The organism is Streptomyces fulvorobeus, assembly GCF_013167895.1.
Taxonomy (GTDB): Bacteria; Actinomycetota; Actinomycetes; order Streptomycetales; family Streptomycetaceae; genus Streptomyces; species Streptomyces fulvorobeus.
On record NZ_BLWC01000001.1, the window covers coordinates 1799346 to 1815884 of the forward strand.

The following is a 16539-nucleotide window of genomic DNA, read 5'->3' on the forward strand; positions in this document are numbered from 1 at the left end:
ACAGCTGGACCGGCCCCTCCGTGCCTCACGACGGCGACCAGAGATCATTGCCGTGCGACAAAATTCTGAGGAAGCCTATCCCGACGCCTGGGGAAGCGGTACCGAGTCCCCCTCAGGCCGGCCGGACACCCGCACGGCGCGGTCGAGGTAGAAGCGGATGGTGGTCCCGCTCACGCCGGTGTGCGTACGCACGAGGTCGCTGAGGCAGTTGACCAGCAGCAGGCCGCGGCCGCCCGGCCGGCCCGGCGGGGGGAGGTGACGGCCCGCGAGCGGGTCCGTCAGGTGCCCGCGGTCGCGTACCTCACACACGACCTGGTCGCCCTCGGCCCAGATGCGCAGGGTTCCGGTGCCGCCGCCGTGGAGGACGCTGTTGGTGGTGAGTTCGGCCACAGCCAGAGCGAGGTCGTCGAGACGGGCCGTGGGCAGTCCCAGAGCAGCGGCCCGGCGCCAGGCGAACGTACGGACTTCGGGCAGCGCGCGGCCGTCGAAGGCGAAGGCGGACGCGCCCTGCGGTGGACGGGGCAGCGGCTGGTTGCAGGCGGCTGCCGTACGGTCGGGGTCGTAGGCGGTGCTGGGGCGCTCGATCGCGTCCTCGATGATTACCGGGTGGGTGGCGTGGGCGTCCGCGAGGACCCGCTCGTCGAGCCGGGCGGTGTCGTACGGGCACAGGATGGTGATCGGCCGGCCCGTGAAGGCGTGGTTGATCAGCGCCTCGTGCTGGACGCAGGCGGGGTACTCGGCCTGGCTGCGGCCCGGCCAGACCGGCTCGCCGATGATCCGCACGCGCGCGCCGGGGTGGGCGTCGGCGAAGGCGCGCAGTACGCGGGGGATGATCCGCCCGGGGTTGCGTCCGGCCTCCGCCATGTCGATCAGGCTGGTCTTCTCGGCCCGGTCGCCGAGTGCGGAGGTCAGCAGGTCGAGGCGTCGCCGGGGGACGGCGACCGCCACGGGCTCCCCCGCGGCCAGTCCATCGGCGATGAACGGGATCGTGCCGGCCAGATACGTGTCGTCGTCCCGGTAGAACAGGGCGGGATGCCCGAACGGCTCGCTCATCGGACTCCCCCGGACAATCCCTCGACGTGGTCACACGCGCCCTATTGTCACTCATGCCTCCCCCGCGGAAGGGCCGGTCGAACCCCCGGACCCCGGAGCTCTCACGCGACACGCCCTCGGGTGCGCCGTGGGCCGCGGCGCACTCGGCCGGCGATCCGCGCATGCGCTCGGTCCGCGAGGGCAGACGGCAAGGCACACCTCGACCAAGGAGCCCTCCATGATGGTTGTCGGAATTGTCGCCGTATGCATCGTTCTCGCCGTCCTCGCCTTCCTCGTCCCCCGCTTGTCCCGCCACCCCGAACGCGGCACCCAGCGAACCCTGGGAGCCGGGTCACGCGCCGGCGGCAAGGCGCCCGGTGTCCTGGGCCGGCTCTTCAGCAAGCCCTTCCGCAGCAGCTCCAAGGCCGTGGGCCGCAGCGGCTCCGCCGGGCGACGAGCCCGTGGCCGTATGCCCTTCTAGGACCTCGTCCCCGGACTCCGCGTGCGCCCCTGCCCCTGATTCCGACGCCCGTCCGACAGGACTCCCCTCCGGCCGGCCCGATATCTGGGAGCATGACCGTCATGGGGACGGCAGGGACTTTCCGCGGGCACACCGGAGCGTCCTACGGGGGTGAGGTGCGGGTATGGGCCCTGCCCACCCCGGAGGCGGCCTCGGCGCCCGTACTGGACCTGACGACGCTCGACGGGACGGAACGCCGGCGCATGGCCGCTTACGCCCGGGACAGCGACCGCCTCCTCTACGCCTTCGCCCACACCGCGCTCCGCACGGTCCTGTCCGCCCTGACCGGCGTAGCCCCCGGCGAACTCCGCTTCTCCCGAGCCGCCTGTCCGTGCTGTGACAAGCCTCACGGGCGGCCGGTACTCACTCCCGCGTCGCTGGAGTTCTCGCTGTCCCACAGTCGCGATCTGGTCCTGATCGGCGTCGCGCCGACCGCGATAGGCGTCGACACGGAGCCCGTGCCGGAGCCCGGAACGGTGGAGCAGATCTCGAAGATGCTGCACCCGGCGGAACGTGACGAGGTCGAGGCGGCACCTCCCAGGGACAGGCCGGCGGTCTTCGCCCGGCTGTGGGCTCGCAAGGAGGCTTACCTCAAGGGCCTGGGTACCGGCCTTGGCCGCGACCTCGCGGCGGACGACGTCCGGGGCCCGGTCGTCGCGGGATGGCAGCTCACCGACCTCTCCGTGGCTCCCGGACAGGCGGCCGCCGTCGCCGTCAGCTCCCCGGTGCCGTGCGGGGTCAGCGTCCACCGCACCCTCCCGCCGAAGTGATCCGGGCACCAGCAGCGTCTTCCCGGGCGGTACCGTGCGGCGCGATCACCAGGGGCCGGCCACCGAGCACCACACCTGCGGCAGTGCTCGCAGGTGGCCGAGCACCTCGGCCTGTTCGCTCTCTCCCCGCCCCCGGGCCGCCGCGCGCACGAGATGACGGCGGGCGGACTCCAGAAGGCGCAGGGCCCACCGGCCACGGCGCAGGCGCTGGGCGAGCCGGGCGAGCCGCAGCGCGCGTGCCGCCCGGCGAAGCTCCGGGCAGGTGCCAGGCGGGCCCGTGTCCAGGCGGGAGAGGAGCAGACGCAGATCGCACCAGAAGGTGCAGGAGCAGCGGGCCGGCCCGACGCTCGCCCTCCGCCGCGCCGCTCGTGACCCGGGGGCCACATCAACGGGGGAACTTCAATACGCAATTCTCTCCATGCCGGGCAGAGGCGCGCCTTGGCATGGTTGCCCCGAAGGAAAAGGCCAAGACCGGTTGGCCGGATCAAGGAGGCAAAGCGCAGTGAACCGACTCGCATCAGTACTGGCCGCCACCGCCCTGGCAGCGACCAGTGCACTGGCACTCTCGGGAACGGCCCAGGCTGCTTCAGCGCAGACAAGACCCACGGCAGACGCGGTACAGATCTCCGCCGACTGCTACACCAGCGGTGGAAAGCTGTACTGCAGCAACCAGGCACACACGCCTATGTACGAGCACCGTAGCTTCTCGTCGCGCCAAGTCGACATGCTCGAAACGCCCTGGAGCGTCTTCAACTGCTGGGGGCACGGAGACCGGCACTCCGGAGGCAACGACATCTGGTACTGGACCATGGGCGACCTCTTCGCGCGATGGGGAAACGTGCCCGCATCGGTCGTGTTCACGTCCCAGGACCCACCCGCCGGTATGGACCAGTGCTGACAGCCGCACCCGTGACGGCCGAGTGCCGGGCAACATGCCTCTGAGTGTCCACCCATCCCCTTGAGGAACAGCGCTACTACCGCGGCGCCCGGCGGCGCCGGAGCGACCAGGACCCAGTGATCCACTCGCGGTGGCGCCGGACGAACGGTCCGGCCGGCCCGGTGCGCATACCCGCACGGTCGGCGGTGGCGCGGACGGAGCCCTGCAAGGAACGCGGTCTGTGGCCGGTGTACAACTTCAACCGCATCCACGTCGTCCCGCCGTGCAACATCACCGACGAGGAGGCCCGGTACAGGCGGACACCCTCGGTACCGATCGCCTCAGCCCGCTTCGTCCGAGGGAGCTCACCGGACGAGCACGTCAGGGCTGTCACCTTGTCCGGGCAGGAGTCAGTGCGGCTGGTCACCGGTGCGGGCGGTCGGGGTTCAGTCGTCGGCGTGCACCGGGTGCATGCCGGGGAAGTGCGGGCCTGCCAGCGGGGCGTCGTTCTCGCGGCAGTACGCACGCCATGTCTGCCGCTGGGCGACTGCTTTGTCCGGGTCCCAGTCGTCTGTTCCGTGCCAGTGCGGTTGCCGCAGCTCGGCTGGGGTGTGCAGCACGTCTCCGACCAGCACCAGGCGCTCTTGTCCACTGTGCAGTACGGCCACTGCGGATCCGGGCGTGTGACCGGGAGCGGCCCGCAGACTCAGCCATGGAAAGAGTTCCGTTCCCGGTCCTTCCCACAGGTGCATCCGGTCGGTGAGCGGGGCCAGATGAGCGCGGATGGCGGGGTAGGTGCCGCCTTGCGTGTAGTGACGCCAGTCCTCGCCGTGGACGTGGTGCCGCGCGCGGGAGAAGTGGACGTCGCTTTTGACGGTGGCCCACCCGATGTGGTCGGCGTGGAGGTGGGTCAGGACGACGTCGGTGACATCTTCCGCGGCGACGCCGTGGCCACTGAGGGCGGCGGGCAGCAGGCCGTGGCGCGGCGCGGTGAAGGGAAAGAAGTCGGGGTCGGGTCCGGCGCCGACGTCGATCAGCACGATCCGTTCCTCGGGTCCCAGGACGAGGAATCCTCCGTAGGGGAACTCCAGCAGGCCGTCGGCGTTCAGGAGGTTCTCGCGCCGCAGTTCGTCAGGTGTGACATCGGCGAAAAGGTCAACGGGCTCCATGACGGCGTATCCGTCGATGAGCGGGTGGACGGCGAGTTGTCCCAGGCGCATGCATGTGCCTTTCCAGCGGACGTGAGCTCTGACCATGAGTGTTGTTCCCGGCGCGGCGGCTGTCCTTGGGAACTCCGCCGAGTGGCTACGCGGTTGCGCCTGCATGAAGGGCCGGAGCGCCGGATCAGATAAGTACGGGGTTGAACACTACCCGAAAGGGGAACAAATCTCCTCAAATCTTCCAGAGCGGAGGAGTTTGGGATGGCCCACTCCAGTTCCGGATCCGATGTGCGAGCGGAAGAGGCGGGGATCGGGCGTCGCGGCTTCGTCCGGGATCACGGCCTCGGCAGTGCTGAGCGCAGCGAAGCCGTTGATCAAGTGGTCGGTCGAGTACGTGAACTGGGTCTGCGCACGGTCCGCATGGTGGTCGTCGATCAGCACGGCGTTCCCCGGACCAAGTTCCTCTCCGCGCCGGCCGCTGAAGCTGCCTTGGTGCGGGGGCTGAACTTCTCCAGCGCCATCTACCAGCTGGACAGCGGCAACACCGTTTTCACCGGCGGGTTCGTCGCTGACGCCGATCTGGATATGCCTGAGATGACCGGCTTCCCCGATGTCGTGGCCGTTCCGGACCCCAGCTCCTTCAGGGTCCTGCCCTGGGCCGACCGCACCGGGTGGATTCTGTGCGACACCTACTTCCCCTCCGGGCTGCCCAACCCGCTGTGTGGCCGGGGGCTGCTCCGCCGGCAGCTGGAGGTCCTTGGCCACGAGGGACTGCGGTACGTCGCGGGGCTGGAGGTGGAGTTCCTGGTCGTGCGGCGTGATGTCCAGCGCATCGCCCTGGACGACCTCGGCCACCCGCCGCCCGTGCCGGCGGTGTCCGCGTCGGCCCACGGTTATCAGTTTCTGTCGGAGACGCGCCTGGACTCCGCGCACGCGGTCCTGGATCCGCTGCGAGACGCCCTGTGGGAGGTGGGGCTGGCGCCCAGGACCATGGAGGACGAGTGGGGCCCAGGGCAGTTCGAGTTCACGTTCAGCCCCATGGAGGGCTTGGCCGCCGCAGACGCGATGGTCCTCCTGCGCTCCACGGTCAAGCAGGTCTGCGCCCGGCACGGGTTCGTGGCGTCGTTCATGAGCGCCCCCACCTGCCGCACTCCTTCCCCTCCGGATGGCACCTGCACTGCTCCCTCACCACCCATGAGGGAGCCAACGTCTTCGCCGACGAGCACCGCACCCCCTCGCGGAACGGCTTGCACTACATCGCTGGGCAGCTCCGCCACGCAGCGGCACTGACCGCGTTCGCCACTCCGACAGCCAATGGGTACGGGCGCTACCGCCCCTATTCCTTCGCGCCGTGGCGCATCGGCTGGTCGGTGGACAACCGCGGTTCTGCCATCCGCGTCGTCGGCGGGCCGGGAGACACCGGCACGCACGTGGAGAACCGGCTGGGTGAGCCCTGCGCGAACCCCTACCTGTACATGGCAGCCGACCTCGCCGCCGGCCGGGACGGTATGACCCGCGCCGTCCAGCCGCCGCCGGCGGAGACGTCCGACCCCTACGCGGGTGAGAGTCGGCTCCTGCCCCGCACTCTGGCCGAGGCCGTGAGCGCGCTGGAGGAGTCGGACTTCTACCGCGGCGAGTTCGGGGACCGGTTCGTCTCCTACTACGTGAAGATGCGCCGCTGCGAGATCGCCCGAAGGCAGGAGGCGATCCGGGCGGCCGGCGCAGGCGGCGAGGGCAGTGCCGGCGGCAAGGCCGCGGCAGAGGACTGGGAGATGAGAGAGTACTTCGAGTTCTTCTGAACCCGGCCCGGCCCCGGAGCGGCGCTTCATCGCCCGGCCGCGATGCCCGACCAGAAACCACCGAACAGCTGTCGTGTCATGGCCCGCGAACGTTCGCCCTGCCGGTGCGCCTGAGCGGTCAGGGCTTCGACGTCGACCCCCTGCTCCTCCAGCGCGTCACGGTTCATCGCCACCCGGCGGTCGAGTTCCTCCGGGGTCACCTCCGGATGGAACTGCACCGCCAGGCAACGGCCGTGCGCGTATACCTGCGGTGCCACCGGGGTGCGGGCCAGCAGGGTGGCGCCCACGGGGACCGCCAGCAGATCGTCGTGCCAGTCCAGCCACGGCCCGGTCGGCAGCGTCGCGGAGTCCACACTGTCGACCTCCACCCAGCCGATCTCCGAGCTCGGGGCTTCCCGGGAGGGGGCTCCCAGCTCCTGGCTCAGGACCTGCGCCCCGTAGCAGATGGCGAGGACCGGGATCCCTCGCTCGATCGCGGCTCTGTAGACACGGCACTCCTGGGCTCGAGCCTCCTGCGTCGCCTCGTCCCGTACCGAGGACAGCGATCCCAGCGAGACCACCAGATCGGCCTCCTCCAGCAGCTCTTGGACCGGCCAGGGCTGGGAGCGCGCACGATGACACATGCGCACCTCGCCCAGCCCGTGCATGTCGAAGCACTCGGTCAGGTATCCGAGAGCGTCCAGTTCCTCATCAGCGACGGTCAGGACCGGCACGGCACACCTCGCAGTCGGCGTTAGGGAACAGCGGGGGCTGGACGGGAGCACGTGCCTCCCGCGACCGGCGGCGGCACCGCGCAGGGCCGGGGGAGTCGAGTCGGCACAGCGCTGCCCCCGCCACTCATGTATACCCGCCGAGCGCCGGTTTCAATTCCGAGAATCACGAGGTCACGCGCTCGAGACGCCACCTGCACGGAACGCAGTCGCGACCGGGGCTGCCGTGGGAGAAAGGCGGCCCCAGCGTGACGTGGACGCCCGGCACCGAGTGGACGCCCGGCACCGATTCGAGTGGGCAGACCCGCGATCCTGCCGATCTGCTCAGGGCGGAAGAGCCGGACACGCCGAGTCCCCGGATCGCCTGGACGACGGCCCCACGGGGCCCGGTGACAGTGCGCCGCAGCGCGTTTCCCTGGTGCGGGCGTGAATTACACGCGGGCGCACTTCTTTGCTCACAGTCACCAACTATGCGCCCTGCGTGAACAGATGGTGCGCGGGAAGTCGACAGGTAAGACCCCAATGATAGCGGCTTCGCCGAGGCGACTCCTGTCAAAACAGGGCGTACCGTCTACAAATGGGCAGATACCGGCTGCGCCCGGTGGCATCCCCTGCTAATCGCATGGCGGAGCTTCACAGTTCTGCGGGCCAGGCGCGGCTGGGGCACCAGGCCGCTGCCCCCCAGCGGCCTGGTGCGCCACCGCCGTCTCCTTTTCCTGGCCGCGCAACGAGTCACGTGCCCGGCCCTTTTCGCCCACGAGACCGCAGAACCGACGCGGTGATACGCACGAACGACGTTTCCGGAGGAAATCGAGGCATGCTGGTCATCCAGAAATACGGAGGGTCCTCGCTTCAGGGCGCGGACCGCATCAGAGCGGTCGCCGAACGGGTTCTCACCACCCGGCGCGGCGGCCATGACGTCGTCGTCGTCTGCTCGGCCATGGGCGACACCAGCGACGAACTGATCGGCCTGGCGCGGACGGTCAGCAGTGACCGCCCTGCCCGGGAGATGGACATGCTCCTCACCTCCGGTGAACGAGTCTCCAACGCGCTGGTGGCGATGGCGGTCCACAACCTGGGGGGCACCGCCAAGTCGCTGTCGGGGGCACAGGCCGGCATCCATACCGACGGGCACCACGGCTCGGCGCGCATCACCGCCATCGAACCGGTCCGGGTACGCGAGGCGCTCGACGTGGGGGCCGTGCCCTTCGTGAGCGGCTTCCAGGGAATCTGCCCGCAGAGCGGAGACCTCACGACGCTGGGGCGCGGCGGATCGGACGTCACGGCAGTGGCCCTGGCCGCCGCGATGAACGCCGACCTGTGCGAGATATACACGGACGTCGAAGGTGTCTACACCGCCGATCCGCGCGTCGTCCCCGCGCCCGCCGACTGGAAGCTCTGAGCACAGTGGAGATGCTGGAGATGGCCGCCGCCGGGGCGAAGGTTCTGATGCCGCGCTGTGTGGAGTACGCGCACCGTCACGGCGTTGACGTCCACGTCCGCTCCTCGTTCACGGACCGTCCGGGAACGCTGGTTTCGCATTCGTCGGAGGGTGATTCCATGGAGGGTTCCTGTATCACGGGGGTGGCTCATCTCAGGTCGGTCGCGCAGATCACCGTGTGTGGGCTCTCGGCGGACCCGAGCGCGACGACCAGCCTGTTCGAAGTTCTCGCCGAGGGGGGAATCCCGATCGACATGGTGCAGAGATCCCGTTCGGCGGCCGGCCACACGATGGCGTTCACCGTCCCGGCGTCCGACGGGCCACGGGCCACGGACCTGCTGAAGCAGCGGCGGGAGAACAGCGGTGACGAACACGTGAGCTGTGACCTCACCGTGAGCCAGGTTTCCCTCGTGGGAGTGGGAATCGGCGCCGGGCGGACCAGCATAGTCGCCCGTCTGTGCCGCACACTCACCGAGGCCGGCATCGACATCGGGCCGATCGCGGCCTCCGAACTGCGTATCTCGCTCCTGTGCCCCGCCGGCCGCCTCGACGAGGCGGTCCGAGCGCTGCACCGGGACTTCGGCCTGGACGGCGCCACCGAAGGCACTGTCGAAGCGGGAGCGATCCGGTGAACGCCCGGACGGCAGGAGTGGAACCCTTGGCCCTCAAAGTGGCTGTCCTTGGCTGCGGCGTGGTGGGCACCGAAGTGGTACGCCGGATACATGACGGCCGTGCGGAACTGGCCGAACGTGTCGGCGCGCCACTGGAACTGGTGGGCATCGCGGTGCGCCACCCGGAGCAGGACAGGGGCCTGGACGTCGATCCGGACCTGTGGACCGACGACGCCCTGGGGCTGGTCGAACGCGATGACGTCGATATCGTCGTCGAGCTGCTCGGCGGTCTGGAACCCGCTCGCTCCCTGGTCGTCACAGCCATGGCACGCGGGGCGTCCGTCGTGAGCGCCAACAAGGCGCTGCTGGCAGCGCACGGCCCGCAGCTTCACGCGACGGCCGCGCACCACGGCGTGGACCTGCTGTACGAAGCGGCCGTGGCGGCAGCAGTCCCGGTCCTCGGCCCGCTGCGCGACTCCCTGTGCGGGGACCGGATCGCCCGGATCACCGGCGTCGTCAACGGAACGACCAACTACATCCTCGACCAGATGACGCGCACCGGCGGCGACTACGCCGCAGCCCTGAGCGAAGCGATCGACCGGGGTTACGCCGAGGCGGACCCCTCGGCGGACGTTGAGGGAACGGACGCGGCGGCCAAAGCGGTGATCCTCGCCTCGCTCGCCTTCCACACCTGGCCCGATCCCGCACGGGTGCACCAGGAGGGGATAACCGGCGTGACGGCCCAGGACGTCGCGGACGCACGGGCCTGCGGCCGCGTCGTGAAGCTGGTGGCCCTGCTGGAACAGACCTGCGAATCAGACGGCAGCAGACAGGTACTGGCCCGGGTCCAACCGACCATGGTGGACCGTCGGCACCCCCTGGCAGACGTCTCAGGAGCAGACAACGCCGTGCTGGTGGAAGCCCACGCGGCCGGACTGCTGCTGTTCACAGGGGCCGGCGCGGGCGGCCTCCCCACCTCCGGACCCGTCCTCGGCGACCTGGTGACCGCGGCCCGCCGACGGCTGCAAGGCCGCTTCCAGAGCGGCCCCCTCGCGCGGCGAGCACCGGCCGGGCCGATCGGCACGCATACCGATCGAGGACTGCGAAGCCGCCACCACCTGCGGATACCGATTCAAGACCTCACCGCGGCACAGGCCGCGGTAAGCGTGGTACTGGCCCGCGCGAACATCGCCATCACCTCCATACGCACGACCGTGGACGCCCGAGCACTGTTGATCCTCACCGCGGATACCGAAGAAACGACACTGCGGCACACCCTGGGCGAGCTCGCAGCACTCCCCTCGGTCAGCGCCATGCCCCGCTCCCTGCCACTGCTCGACGCACATGAGGACCAGTGACCTTCGAACCCCGCTCCTTCCCTCAGCCCCACCCTGATCCCGGACAACGGCTCGCCGACGCCCCATGCCGGCTCGACGGCCTGCACCCTTCCCTGACGCCCGCACCGGCCGGAGCCACGAGCAGTGCGCCGTGGGCGGCGGACAGCGCGGTCGCCTCGCGGCCCTGGCCCCGACTTCGACGGGGGGCAAGCGCCACACCCCCGCCCCGACCACAACTTCCCTAGGAGATGCCCGATTCCGGCGGATGACCTGCATGGATTCCAGAGGAAGGCACGCTCATGAACACCCGTCAAACCTTCGACGTCGCGTACATCACTTACGCCGGGCACGATCCTGACCGTCTGGCAGTCCTACAGGCACTCCGGCGCAGAGGACTCACCTCGAAAGCCGTCCGCTGGTCGGATGACGACGTCGACTGGGCGACCTACCGCGTCGCGCTCCTGCGCAGCGCGTGGGACTACCCCGCCCACCGGAGCGAGTTTCTCGAACGGATGCACGACGCCGACGAAGAATGCGTCCTCATGAACCCGTTCGCCATTCTGGAATGGAACACAGACAAACGGTACCTGCGGACCCTCGAAGAGCAGGGCGTACCAGTGGTTCCGACGAATTGGCTGACCGCCGATCCTGCCCTGACCGACACCGAAGCCGCCCGGGAAATCCCGGACGGACCCCAGGACGTGGTGGTCAAGCCCTCCGTCGGCGCCGGCGGACGCCACTGTCTGCGCACCGGCGACCGCGCCCGCGCCCGTGCTTACGCGGTATCCCTCGCACGTCGCGGAGACCATGTCCTCATCCAGCCCTACATGACGTCCGTCGAAGGCGAGGGCGAGACCTCCCTCATCTACCTCGGTGGCACCTACAGCCACGCCATCCGGCGAAGCGACTCCTACCTCGGTCCGGAGACTCAGGTGCCCGACCTGATGGTCCCCGGAGGAGACGGGGTGGGTCCCATCCAGACCCACGAACCTTCGGACGACCAGCTCGAAGTCGCTGAAAGCGCACTGACCGCCGTCCCGGGGCGTGCCGCGGACCTGGCCTACGCGCGTATCGACCTGATCACCGACGCCACCGGAAATCCGTGTGTGACCGAAGTCGAGTTGGCCGAACCCTTCCTCTTCCTCGACCACTCCCCCGGTGGAGCGGACTCACTCGCCCTCGTTGTGTCCGAGGCAGTCCGGACGAGGACCTGAACCATCACGAGCATTCCCCCTGTGCACAACCACTGGGATCACGAGGAAGCTCCCTTCAGCGGGGACACCGTTTCCTCGAATACACCAGGGTGATCGTATTTTCCGGCAAGGTTATCGAACGCCGAAACACACCTGCCGATCGGAGCGAGATCAATGCGAAATCCGAATGCCTTCCTGAACGGCACCGCAGTTGTCGACTCGGGCGGCCTCTACCACATCGTCAACTGCCATACCCGAGAAGCCGCGAGGCTGAACAGAATGGCGCTGACCGGCACACTGCGCCTCCTCGCACCCACAGTGGCGTTCTCCGACTGCTGCGCCATGAGGAAGTGCTGGGACACCGAGTGCGTCACCGATGACGGCACCCATGCGTCCGACACGCTACGGGAATTTCACGCCCGCCGCGGCGTAGAGATCATCCAGCCATCCGTCGAATTCGCATTGACGGCAGGAAAGCTGTACGAGCACTGCATCGCCCAGCACGTCATGGGATCCGAAGTGCTGAGCTCCTGTCACGCGGCGCTACTGGCCGACCGGGAAGGAATTCCTCTCGTCTCCGTCAATGAGACGCGCTACTGTTACGTACCGATTTCCGGCATGGATTCCATGCAGGTCCACTTCGTCTGAAACACCATCGGGACGATCCTGAGACGAAGATCACGTCTGTGCGTTCTCATTCTTCTCGTAGTAGCGAGAGCGATCTGAGTTGCAGTGCTCTGGGGGCTGAATGGAGTCGGTTCCAGCCGTGCCCCGAGAAGGCATTGATCCGTGTTCCTTGAGTGGAATCACCACGCCAACGACGAGGGGCCCTGTGTCGTCACCGCACCCGCTGACCAGTCTTTTTTACCTCTCAGCGCAGACTGAAAAAGACTCGCTCAGATTGTTCAGGACCTCCAGCCAGTGATCTCCAATCTCATGTGCGGTTGGCAGCGCCATATCGTATACGATAGTCAGGCGTGCGGTTTCCTCGTAACTGGTCATTGCAGTGTAAAGGAGGACTTTTTCGGCGAGATCCGTGAACAGTGCCGCACGCACGGCGGGTTTTCCCTGATGAACCAGGCGTGGCCCGAAGTCCATGTGCGATAACCACGCTCCAACTGTGCTCGATTGACGAGCCACTGCGCGTGCGCCCATTTTTGGTGGAATGTTCGAAACAAGGAGACGTGCAGCGTCACGACGCCGGGACAGGCGCAGTCGCATAGTCTGTTCAATGACTTCATTCACGGCGGCACTGGCTGAACTTTCGTCACACGGCAGGAGGATGGGAGCAGCTACCACGGCATTGAGTAGCCGATACTCCTCGCCCTTTTTCCGAGTAGACATGGGCATTTTGATCGGCAAGGGTGGAAGATTGGCGCCCGTCAGCACTCCATGCCACTGACGGATGGCGTAAGCGAGACTTCCGAGATATACATCATTGACAGTTCCGCCAAACATGCGAGCGAGAGCGCGCAACTGAATCAGTGAAAAATCCATGTGCTCCAAACGGTGATCTCCGGACGGAAGAATATTGAATGCTCCCACATTTGCGGACGGTCTTCTTCTGGGAATGATTTCCTTGATCAATCCGCCCACTCCTCGCAGAGCTGGAAGGGCGGGACGGTAGGCTCGCGGACCACCCTGAGGATGGTCCGCGAGTAACTTGCGCGCGATGTAGGCCGCCGCCACACCGTCTTGAAGTGCATGATCGGCTCTGTAGCACAGCGTGTAAAGGCCGCCCCCCCTACGGATGAGCCATACATCCCAGGAAGGATGTGGAGCTGCTGGTAGAGGTCGGGCGAGCATCTGCCGCCCGATTTCGGATGCGTCATGCCCCTCGGACAGGTCCAGTTCGTGGACATGCGCAGCTAGGCTGACCTCTCCTACGCTATGCGCTGCAGTGCCATTCCCGCTAACTCGAAAGCGAAGCGATGGAACGGTCGGGTAACGTTCCCCTACCCTGCGGCTCAGTGATTCCAGGGTGGGTGGCAACCCCTGAAAGTCAAACATGTATCCAACGGGCAGGGGGCGCCCTGCGCCTTGTCGGATAGCCAGATCCACAGCCCGCAGGCGTACTGATGAGACGGATGTCCGGAGGGGCACAGGTGACCTTTCAGGAACAACACTGATGGTCAAGGCGCTGCTCAACGGCCAACGGTATTCACCGTTCCGATGTGTGGAGAGTTTTCGGTGATGTATGGCCATGCCGTTTGTGGCGACCGATTCGGGCTTGGAACCGTCGTGAACGGAGCCCAGTGTGTGCTTTCTCTGGGTCGAATGCGCGGGCCCGCAGGACAGTCAGGCAGGCATGGGCGGCGATGGCAAGGATGGTTCGTCGGTGCCAGGCGGGGCAGCGACGGACCTGGTAGTCGTCCAGACCGTATTCCTGCTTTGACGAGAAACTGGCCCCCGGCCGCTGACCACCTGAGCTCGGGTGTCTGACCCTCAGGGGGCAGTCATCGCCAGGACGACGTTGTGGCCGCCGAAGCCGAAGGAGTGGCTGACCGCAGCGCGGACAGCTTGTCGGCGGGGTTCCTTGGTCACGCAGTCGATGTCGAATTCGCGTGCGGGAGCGTCGGTGTTGGCGATCGGGGGCACTAGCTGATGCTGGATGGTCAGCACAGTCAGGGCTGCTTCGATGGCTCCTGCGGCGCCCAGGCTGTGTCCGAGTACGCCTTTGGACGCGGTGACAGAGGGGCGGTGCGCCAGGACGCGGGAGATCAGGGTCGCTTCCGTCGCGTCGTTCAGCGGCGTTGAGGTGCCATGGGCGTTGACGTGGTCGATGTCCTGAGGGGACAGACCCGCGTCCAGAAGGGCGGCGCGCAGAGCCGCTTCCGCGCCGGCTGCATCGTCAGGCGGAGCGGTGGGGTGATGGGCGTCGGAGCTGCTCCCACAGCCGGCAAGCATTGCCCGTGGTCGCGCGCCGCGGGCCCGGGCGTCGTCTGCCCGTTCCAGGACGAGCATTCCGGCGCCCTCTGCCATGACGAAACCGTCCCGGTCGGGGGCGAAGGGGCGGGATGCGCCGGTGATGTCGTCGATGCGGGTGGACAGGGCGCCCATACGGAGGAAGCCGGCGGTGGCAACAGGGCTGACTGCGGCCTCCGTGCCCCCCGCGACGGCGATGTCGCAGGCGCCGGCGGTAAGCATGTCCCGGGCGACGCTCAGTGCGCTGGCGCCGGAGGCACAGGCGGTGGTGACGCCCAGGCTGGTCCCCCGGGCGTCCAGGTCGATCGACACCTCTCCCGCCGCCAGGTTGGGGATGATCAGAGGGATGGACAGAGGGGAGATCATGTCCACCCCGTGCCGCTCGAGTCGCAGTGTCTGTTCTTCGAACTTGGCCGTACCGCCAAATCCGCAGCCTACGACGACAGCGACGCGGGTACCGTCCCAGGAGCGGGGATCGAGTCCGGCGTCCTGCACGGCCTCACGCGCAGCGAGGATGGCCAGCTTCACGAATCGGCCCATCCGCCATGACTTGCGTCCGATGCCCCGCTCCAGCTGCTCCAGGCCGCGCACGCGGCAGGAGAAGTCGATAGGAATCGCGGAGAGCTCGGGGTCCTTGGCGGCGGTCGAACGACCCCGGCACACCGCGTGCCAGGTGTCGATGGTCCCGTTGCCTGCGGGAGTGAGGAGGCCGAGACCGGTGACAGCGATGGCGGCCCGCTTCACGGGGTGGCCACTGTTTCGGTCTGCCGTGCCTGCAGGTAGGCGACGATTTCCGTGAGGGTGGTGGCTTTGGTCGCGTCTTCGGCCTCGACCTTCACTCCGGTGCGTTCCTGCAGGATGAGGATGAACTCGGCCAGAGCCAGGGAGTCCATGTCGAGTTCTTCCAGTGTCGCGTCGGGTCGGATGAGGTCATCGGGGATGTTGAACATGGTGAGGGCGGCGCGCACGGCTTCGAAGAGGTGAGTCCTGTCGGACAAGAGGGGTTCCTTTCGCAGGGCCGTCCGGCGTACCCGGGCGGATTGACGGTGGCTGGGTATGTACCGGTGTTCCAACGGATGGAGGGCTGATGGTTCACCACTGGATCAGGGCAAGGCCGGCGCTCGCGCCGCTGGCGAGTCCGAACAGAGCCACCAGGTCGTTGTCCCGCAGCCGTCCGCTGTCGACGGACTCGGCGAGTTGAAGCGGCAGGCTGGCCGTGGCCACATTCCCGTAGCGGGGGAAGGTGGAGATGACCTTGTCCGCAGGAATGCCCAGAGCGTCGCAGAAAGTCTCGGTGAAGGCGACGGACGCCTGGTGGACACAGACTGCTGCCAGGTCGTCCACTTTGACGCCCATGGAGTGCAGGGCTTCCAGACCAACTGCCACCATTTCGGCAAAGGAGGCCAGGAGGGCGTCGGAGTCGACGCGCAGTGTGGCCGGCCGGCCGTCGCCGAAGAAGGGGTTGACGAGGGTGGCGGCTTGCCAGCCGGCGGAGTTCGCCACGAAGTGTGTTCCCAGCACGCCTGGTGTCGCGCTCGCTTCCATCAGCAAGGCTGCCCCCATGTCGCCCATGGTCAGTCCTGGCAGACTCAAGGCCAGATTCCAGCGGTCGGGCGCGTCCCAGCAGGACAGTCGGCTGACCGTTTCGCCCGTGACCACCAGGACGCGTTCGTACTGCCCGTCGCGAATGAGGGCGTCGGCGAGCTGGAGGGCGTTGAGCACGCCGTTGCACGCGTTCCTCACGTCGAAGACCGGGGCGGTGACACCGAGCTTGGCGGCGACGATATGGGAGGTCGCCGGCTCCTCCATGTCCGAGCAGACCGAGGCGAAGATGAGCAGGTCGACGGCGTCGGCGGCGAGCCCCGCGCGGTCCAGGACCTGCCCCGCGGCCGCGGCCGCGAGGTCCGAGGGCCAGGTGTCGGCCGGTGCTACGCACCGCTCTTCCAGCCCGTACATCCGGTCCAATACCCCAGGCACCACCAGCAGATGAGGATTCTGCGCGCGCAGCCGCTCCTCGATCTCCTGACCGCTCTGCCGTCCGTCGGGGATGTGGACAACAACCTCGCGAATGCGGCTGAAGACGGTCATGGTCGCTTTCTATCGGTTGTTGCCGGTTCAGGATCCGAGGATATAACGTTGAGCAACGATTGAACACCATACGTGA

18 protein-coding genes and 1 pseudogene are annotated in these 16539 nt (G+C 67.7%); 10 read left to right on the forward strand and 9 right to left on the reverse strand.

Annotated features, from left to right (window positions below; translation table 11 throughout):
- Nucleotides 1-75 precede the first annotated feature (75 nt).
- Nucleotides 76-1053, reverse strand: a complete 978-nt coding sequence (locus tag Sfulv_RS08130) for an anti-sigma factor RsbA family regulatory protein (RefSeq protein WP_173313059.1) — start codon at nucleotides 1051-1053, stop codon at nucleotides 76-78.
- 217 nt (nucleotides 1054-1270) lie between these two features.
- Here Sfulv_RS08130 and Sfulv_RS08135 point away from each other — a divergent pair, with 217 nt between their 5' ends.
- Nucleotides 1271-1513 carry a DUF6411 family protein gene (locus Sfulv_RS08135; protein ID WP_173313060.1) on the forward strand — a complete coding sequence of 81 codons (243 nt, stop codon included), beginning with the start codon at nucleotides 1271-1273 and terminating at the stop codon, nucleotides 1511-1513.
- Nucleotides 1514-1614: 101 nt separating this feature from the next.
- Nucleotides 1615-2322, forward strand: a complete 708-nt coding sequence (locus Sfulv_RS08140) for a 4'-phosphopantetheinyl transferase family protein (protein WP_246353051.1) — start codon at nucleotides 1615-1617, stop codon at nucleotides 2320-2322.
- A 45-nt stretch (nucleotides 2323-2367) separates the two neighbouring features.
- Here the strand turns inward: Sfulv_RS08140 and Sfulv_RS08145 are convergent, their stop codons facing one another.
- Nucleotides 2368-2706, reverse strand: a complete 339-nt coding sequence (locus Sfulv_RS08145; RefSeq protein WP_173313062.1) for a hypothetical protein — start codon at nucleotides 2704-2706, stop codon at nucleotides 2368-2370.
- Nucleotides 2707-3046: 340 nt separating this feature from the next.
- Between Sfulv_RS08145 and Sfulv_RS08150 the strand changes: the two genes are divergently transcribed.
- Nucleotides 3047-3220 (forward strand): hypothetical protein, encoded by a 174-nt coding sequence (locus Sfulv_RS08150; protein WP_173313063.1) that lies wholly within the window; start codon nucleotides 3047-3049, stop codon nucleotides 3218-3220.
- A gap of 425 nt (nucleotides 3221-3645) precedes the next feature.
- On the opposite strand, the gene Sfulv_RS08155 is transcribed toward Sfulv_RS08150, so the two are convergent.
- Nucleotides 3646-4419: an MBL fold metallo-hydrolase gene (locus Sfulv_RS08155; RefSeq protein WP_173313064.1), complete on the reverse strand. Its 774-nt coding sequence runs from the start codon at nucleotides 4417-4419 to the stop codon at nucleotides 3646-3648.
- Between the two features lie 318 nt (nucleotides 4420-4737).
- On the opposite strand from Sfulv_RS08155, the gene Sfulv_RS08160 reads away from it, so the two are divergent.
- Both Sfulv_RS08160 and Sfulv_RS08165 read left to right on the forward strand, forming a co-directional pair.
- Complete coding sequence (locus tag Sfulv_RS08160; RefSeq protein WP_173313065.1) at nucleotides 4738-5649, forward strand: type I glutamate--ammonia ligase; 912 nt, start codon at nucleotides 4738-4740, stop codon at nucleotides 5647-5649.
- Nucleotides 5532-6158, forward strand: a complete 627-nt coding sequence (locus tag Sfulv_RS08165) for a type I glutamate--ammonia ligase (RefSeq protein ID WP_256669237.1) — start codon at nucleotides 5532-5534, stop codon at nucleotides 6156-6158. The genes Sfulv_RS08160 and Sfulv_RS08165 overlap by 118 nt, the downstream gene beginning before the upstream one ends.
- A gap of 26 nt (nucleotides 6159-6184) precedes the next feature.
- Here the strand turns inward: Sfulv_RS08165 and Sfulv_RS08170 are convergent, their stop codons facing one another.
- Nucleotides 6185-6871, reverse strand: coding sequence for a type 1 glutamine amidotransferase (locus Sfulv_RS08170; RefSeq protein ID WP_173313066.1), 687 nt, complete (start codon nucleotides 6869-6871; stop codon nucleotides 6185-6187).
- Between the two features lie 814 nt (nucleotides 6872-7685).
- Between Sfulv_RS08170 and Sfulv_RS30190 the strand changes: the two genes are divergently transcribed.
- From Sfulv_RS30190 to Sfulv_RS08190, 5 genes are all read left to right on the forward strand, one after another.
- On the forward strand, nucleotides 7686-8270 hold the full coding sequence (locus Sfulv_RS30190) for an amino acid kinase family protein (protein ID WP_256668834.1): 585 nt from the start codon (nucleotides 7686-7688) through the stop codon (nucleotides 8268-8270).
- Between the two features lie 158 nt (nucleotides 8271-8428).
- A complete protein-coding gene (locus tag Sfulv_RS30195; protein WP_256668835.1) occupies nucleotides 8429-8941 on the forward strand; it encodes an ACT domain-containing protein in 513 nt (170 codons plus the stop codon).
- A gap of 17 nt (nucleotides 8942-8958) precedes the next feature.
- Nucleotides 8959-10278: a homoserine dehydrogenase gene (locus tag Sfulv_RS08180; protein WP_218578039.1), complete on the forward strand. Its 1320-nt coding sequence runs from the start codon at nucleotides 8959-8961 to the stop codon at nucleotides 10276-10278.
- 278 nt (nucleotides 10279-10556) lie between these two features.
- Nucleotides 10557-11471, forward strand: a complete 915-nt coding sequence (locus Sfulv_RS08185) for an ATP-grasp domain-containing protein (RefSeq protein ID WP_173313068.1) — start codon at nucleotides 10557-10559, stop codon at nucleotides 11469-11471.
- A 153-nt stretch (nucleotides 11472-11624) separates the two neighbouring features.
- Nucleotides 11625-12098: a hypothetical protein gene (locus tag Sfulv_RS08190; RefSeq protein ID WP_173313069.1), complete on the forward strand. Its 474-nt coding sequence runs from the start codon at nucleotides 11625-11627 to the stop codon at nucleotides 12096-12098.
- Between the two features lie 216 nt (nucleotides 12099-12314).
- Here Sfulv_RS08190 and Sfulv_RS08195 read toward each other — a convergent pair whose 3' ends face one another.
- The 5 genes and pseudogenes from Sfulv_RS08195 to Sfulv_RS08215 all read right to left on the reverse strand — a co-directional run bounded on the left by Sfulv_RS08195 (nucleotide 12315) and on the right by Sfulv_RS08215 (nucleotide 16463).
- Nucleotides 12315-13037 (reverse strand): hypothetical protein, encoded by a 723-nt coding sequence (locus tag Sfulv_RS08195; protein WP_173313070.1) that lies wholly within the window; start codon nucleotides 13035-13037, stop codon nucleotides 12315-12317.
- Between the two features lie 574 nt (nucleotides 13038-13611).
- Nucleotides 13612-13848, reverse strand: a pseudogene (locus tag Sfulv_RS31425) (hypothetical protein); the annotation flags it as partial.
- A gap of 47 nt (nucleotides 13849-13895) precedes the next feature.
- Nucleotides 13896-15119 carry a beta-ketoacyl-[acyl-carrier-protein] synthase family protein gene (locus Sfulv_RS08205; protein ID WP_173313071.1) on the reverse strand — a complete coding sequence of 408 codons (1224 nt, stop codon included), beginning with the start codon at nucleotides 15117-15119 and terminating at the stop codon, nucleotides 13896-13898.
- Nucleotides 15116-15373: an acyl carrier protein gene (locus Sfulv_RS08210; RefSeq protein ID WP_246353052.1), complete on the reverse strand. Its 258-nt coding sequence runs from the start codon at nucleotides 15371-15373 to the stop codon at nucleotides 15116-15118. Before Sfulv_RS08210 ends, Sfulv_RS08205 begins: the two co-directional genes overlap by 4 nt.
- Nucleotides 15374-15467: 94 nt before the next feature.
- Nucleotides 15468-16463 (reverse strand): 3-oxoacyl-ACP synthase III family protein, encoded by a 996-nt coding sequence (locus Sfulv_RS08215; RefSeq protein ID WP_173313072.1) that lies wholly within the window; start codon nucleotides 16461-16463, stop codon nucleotides 15468-15470.
- Between the last annotated feature and the right edge of the window lie 76 nt (nucleotides 16464-16539).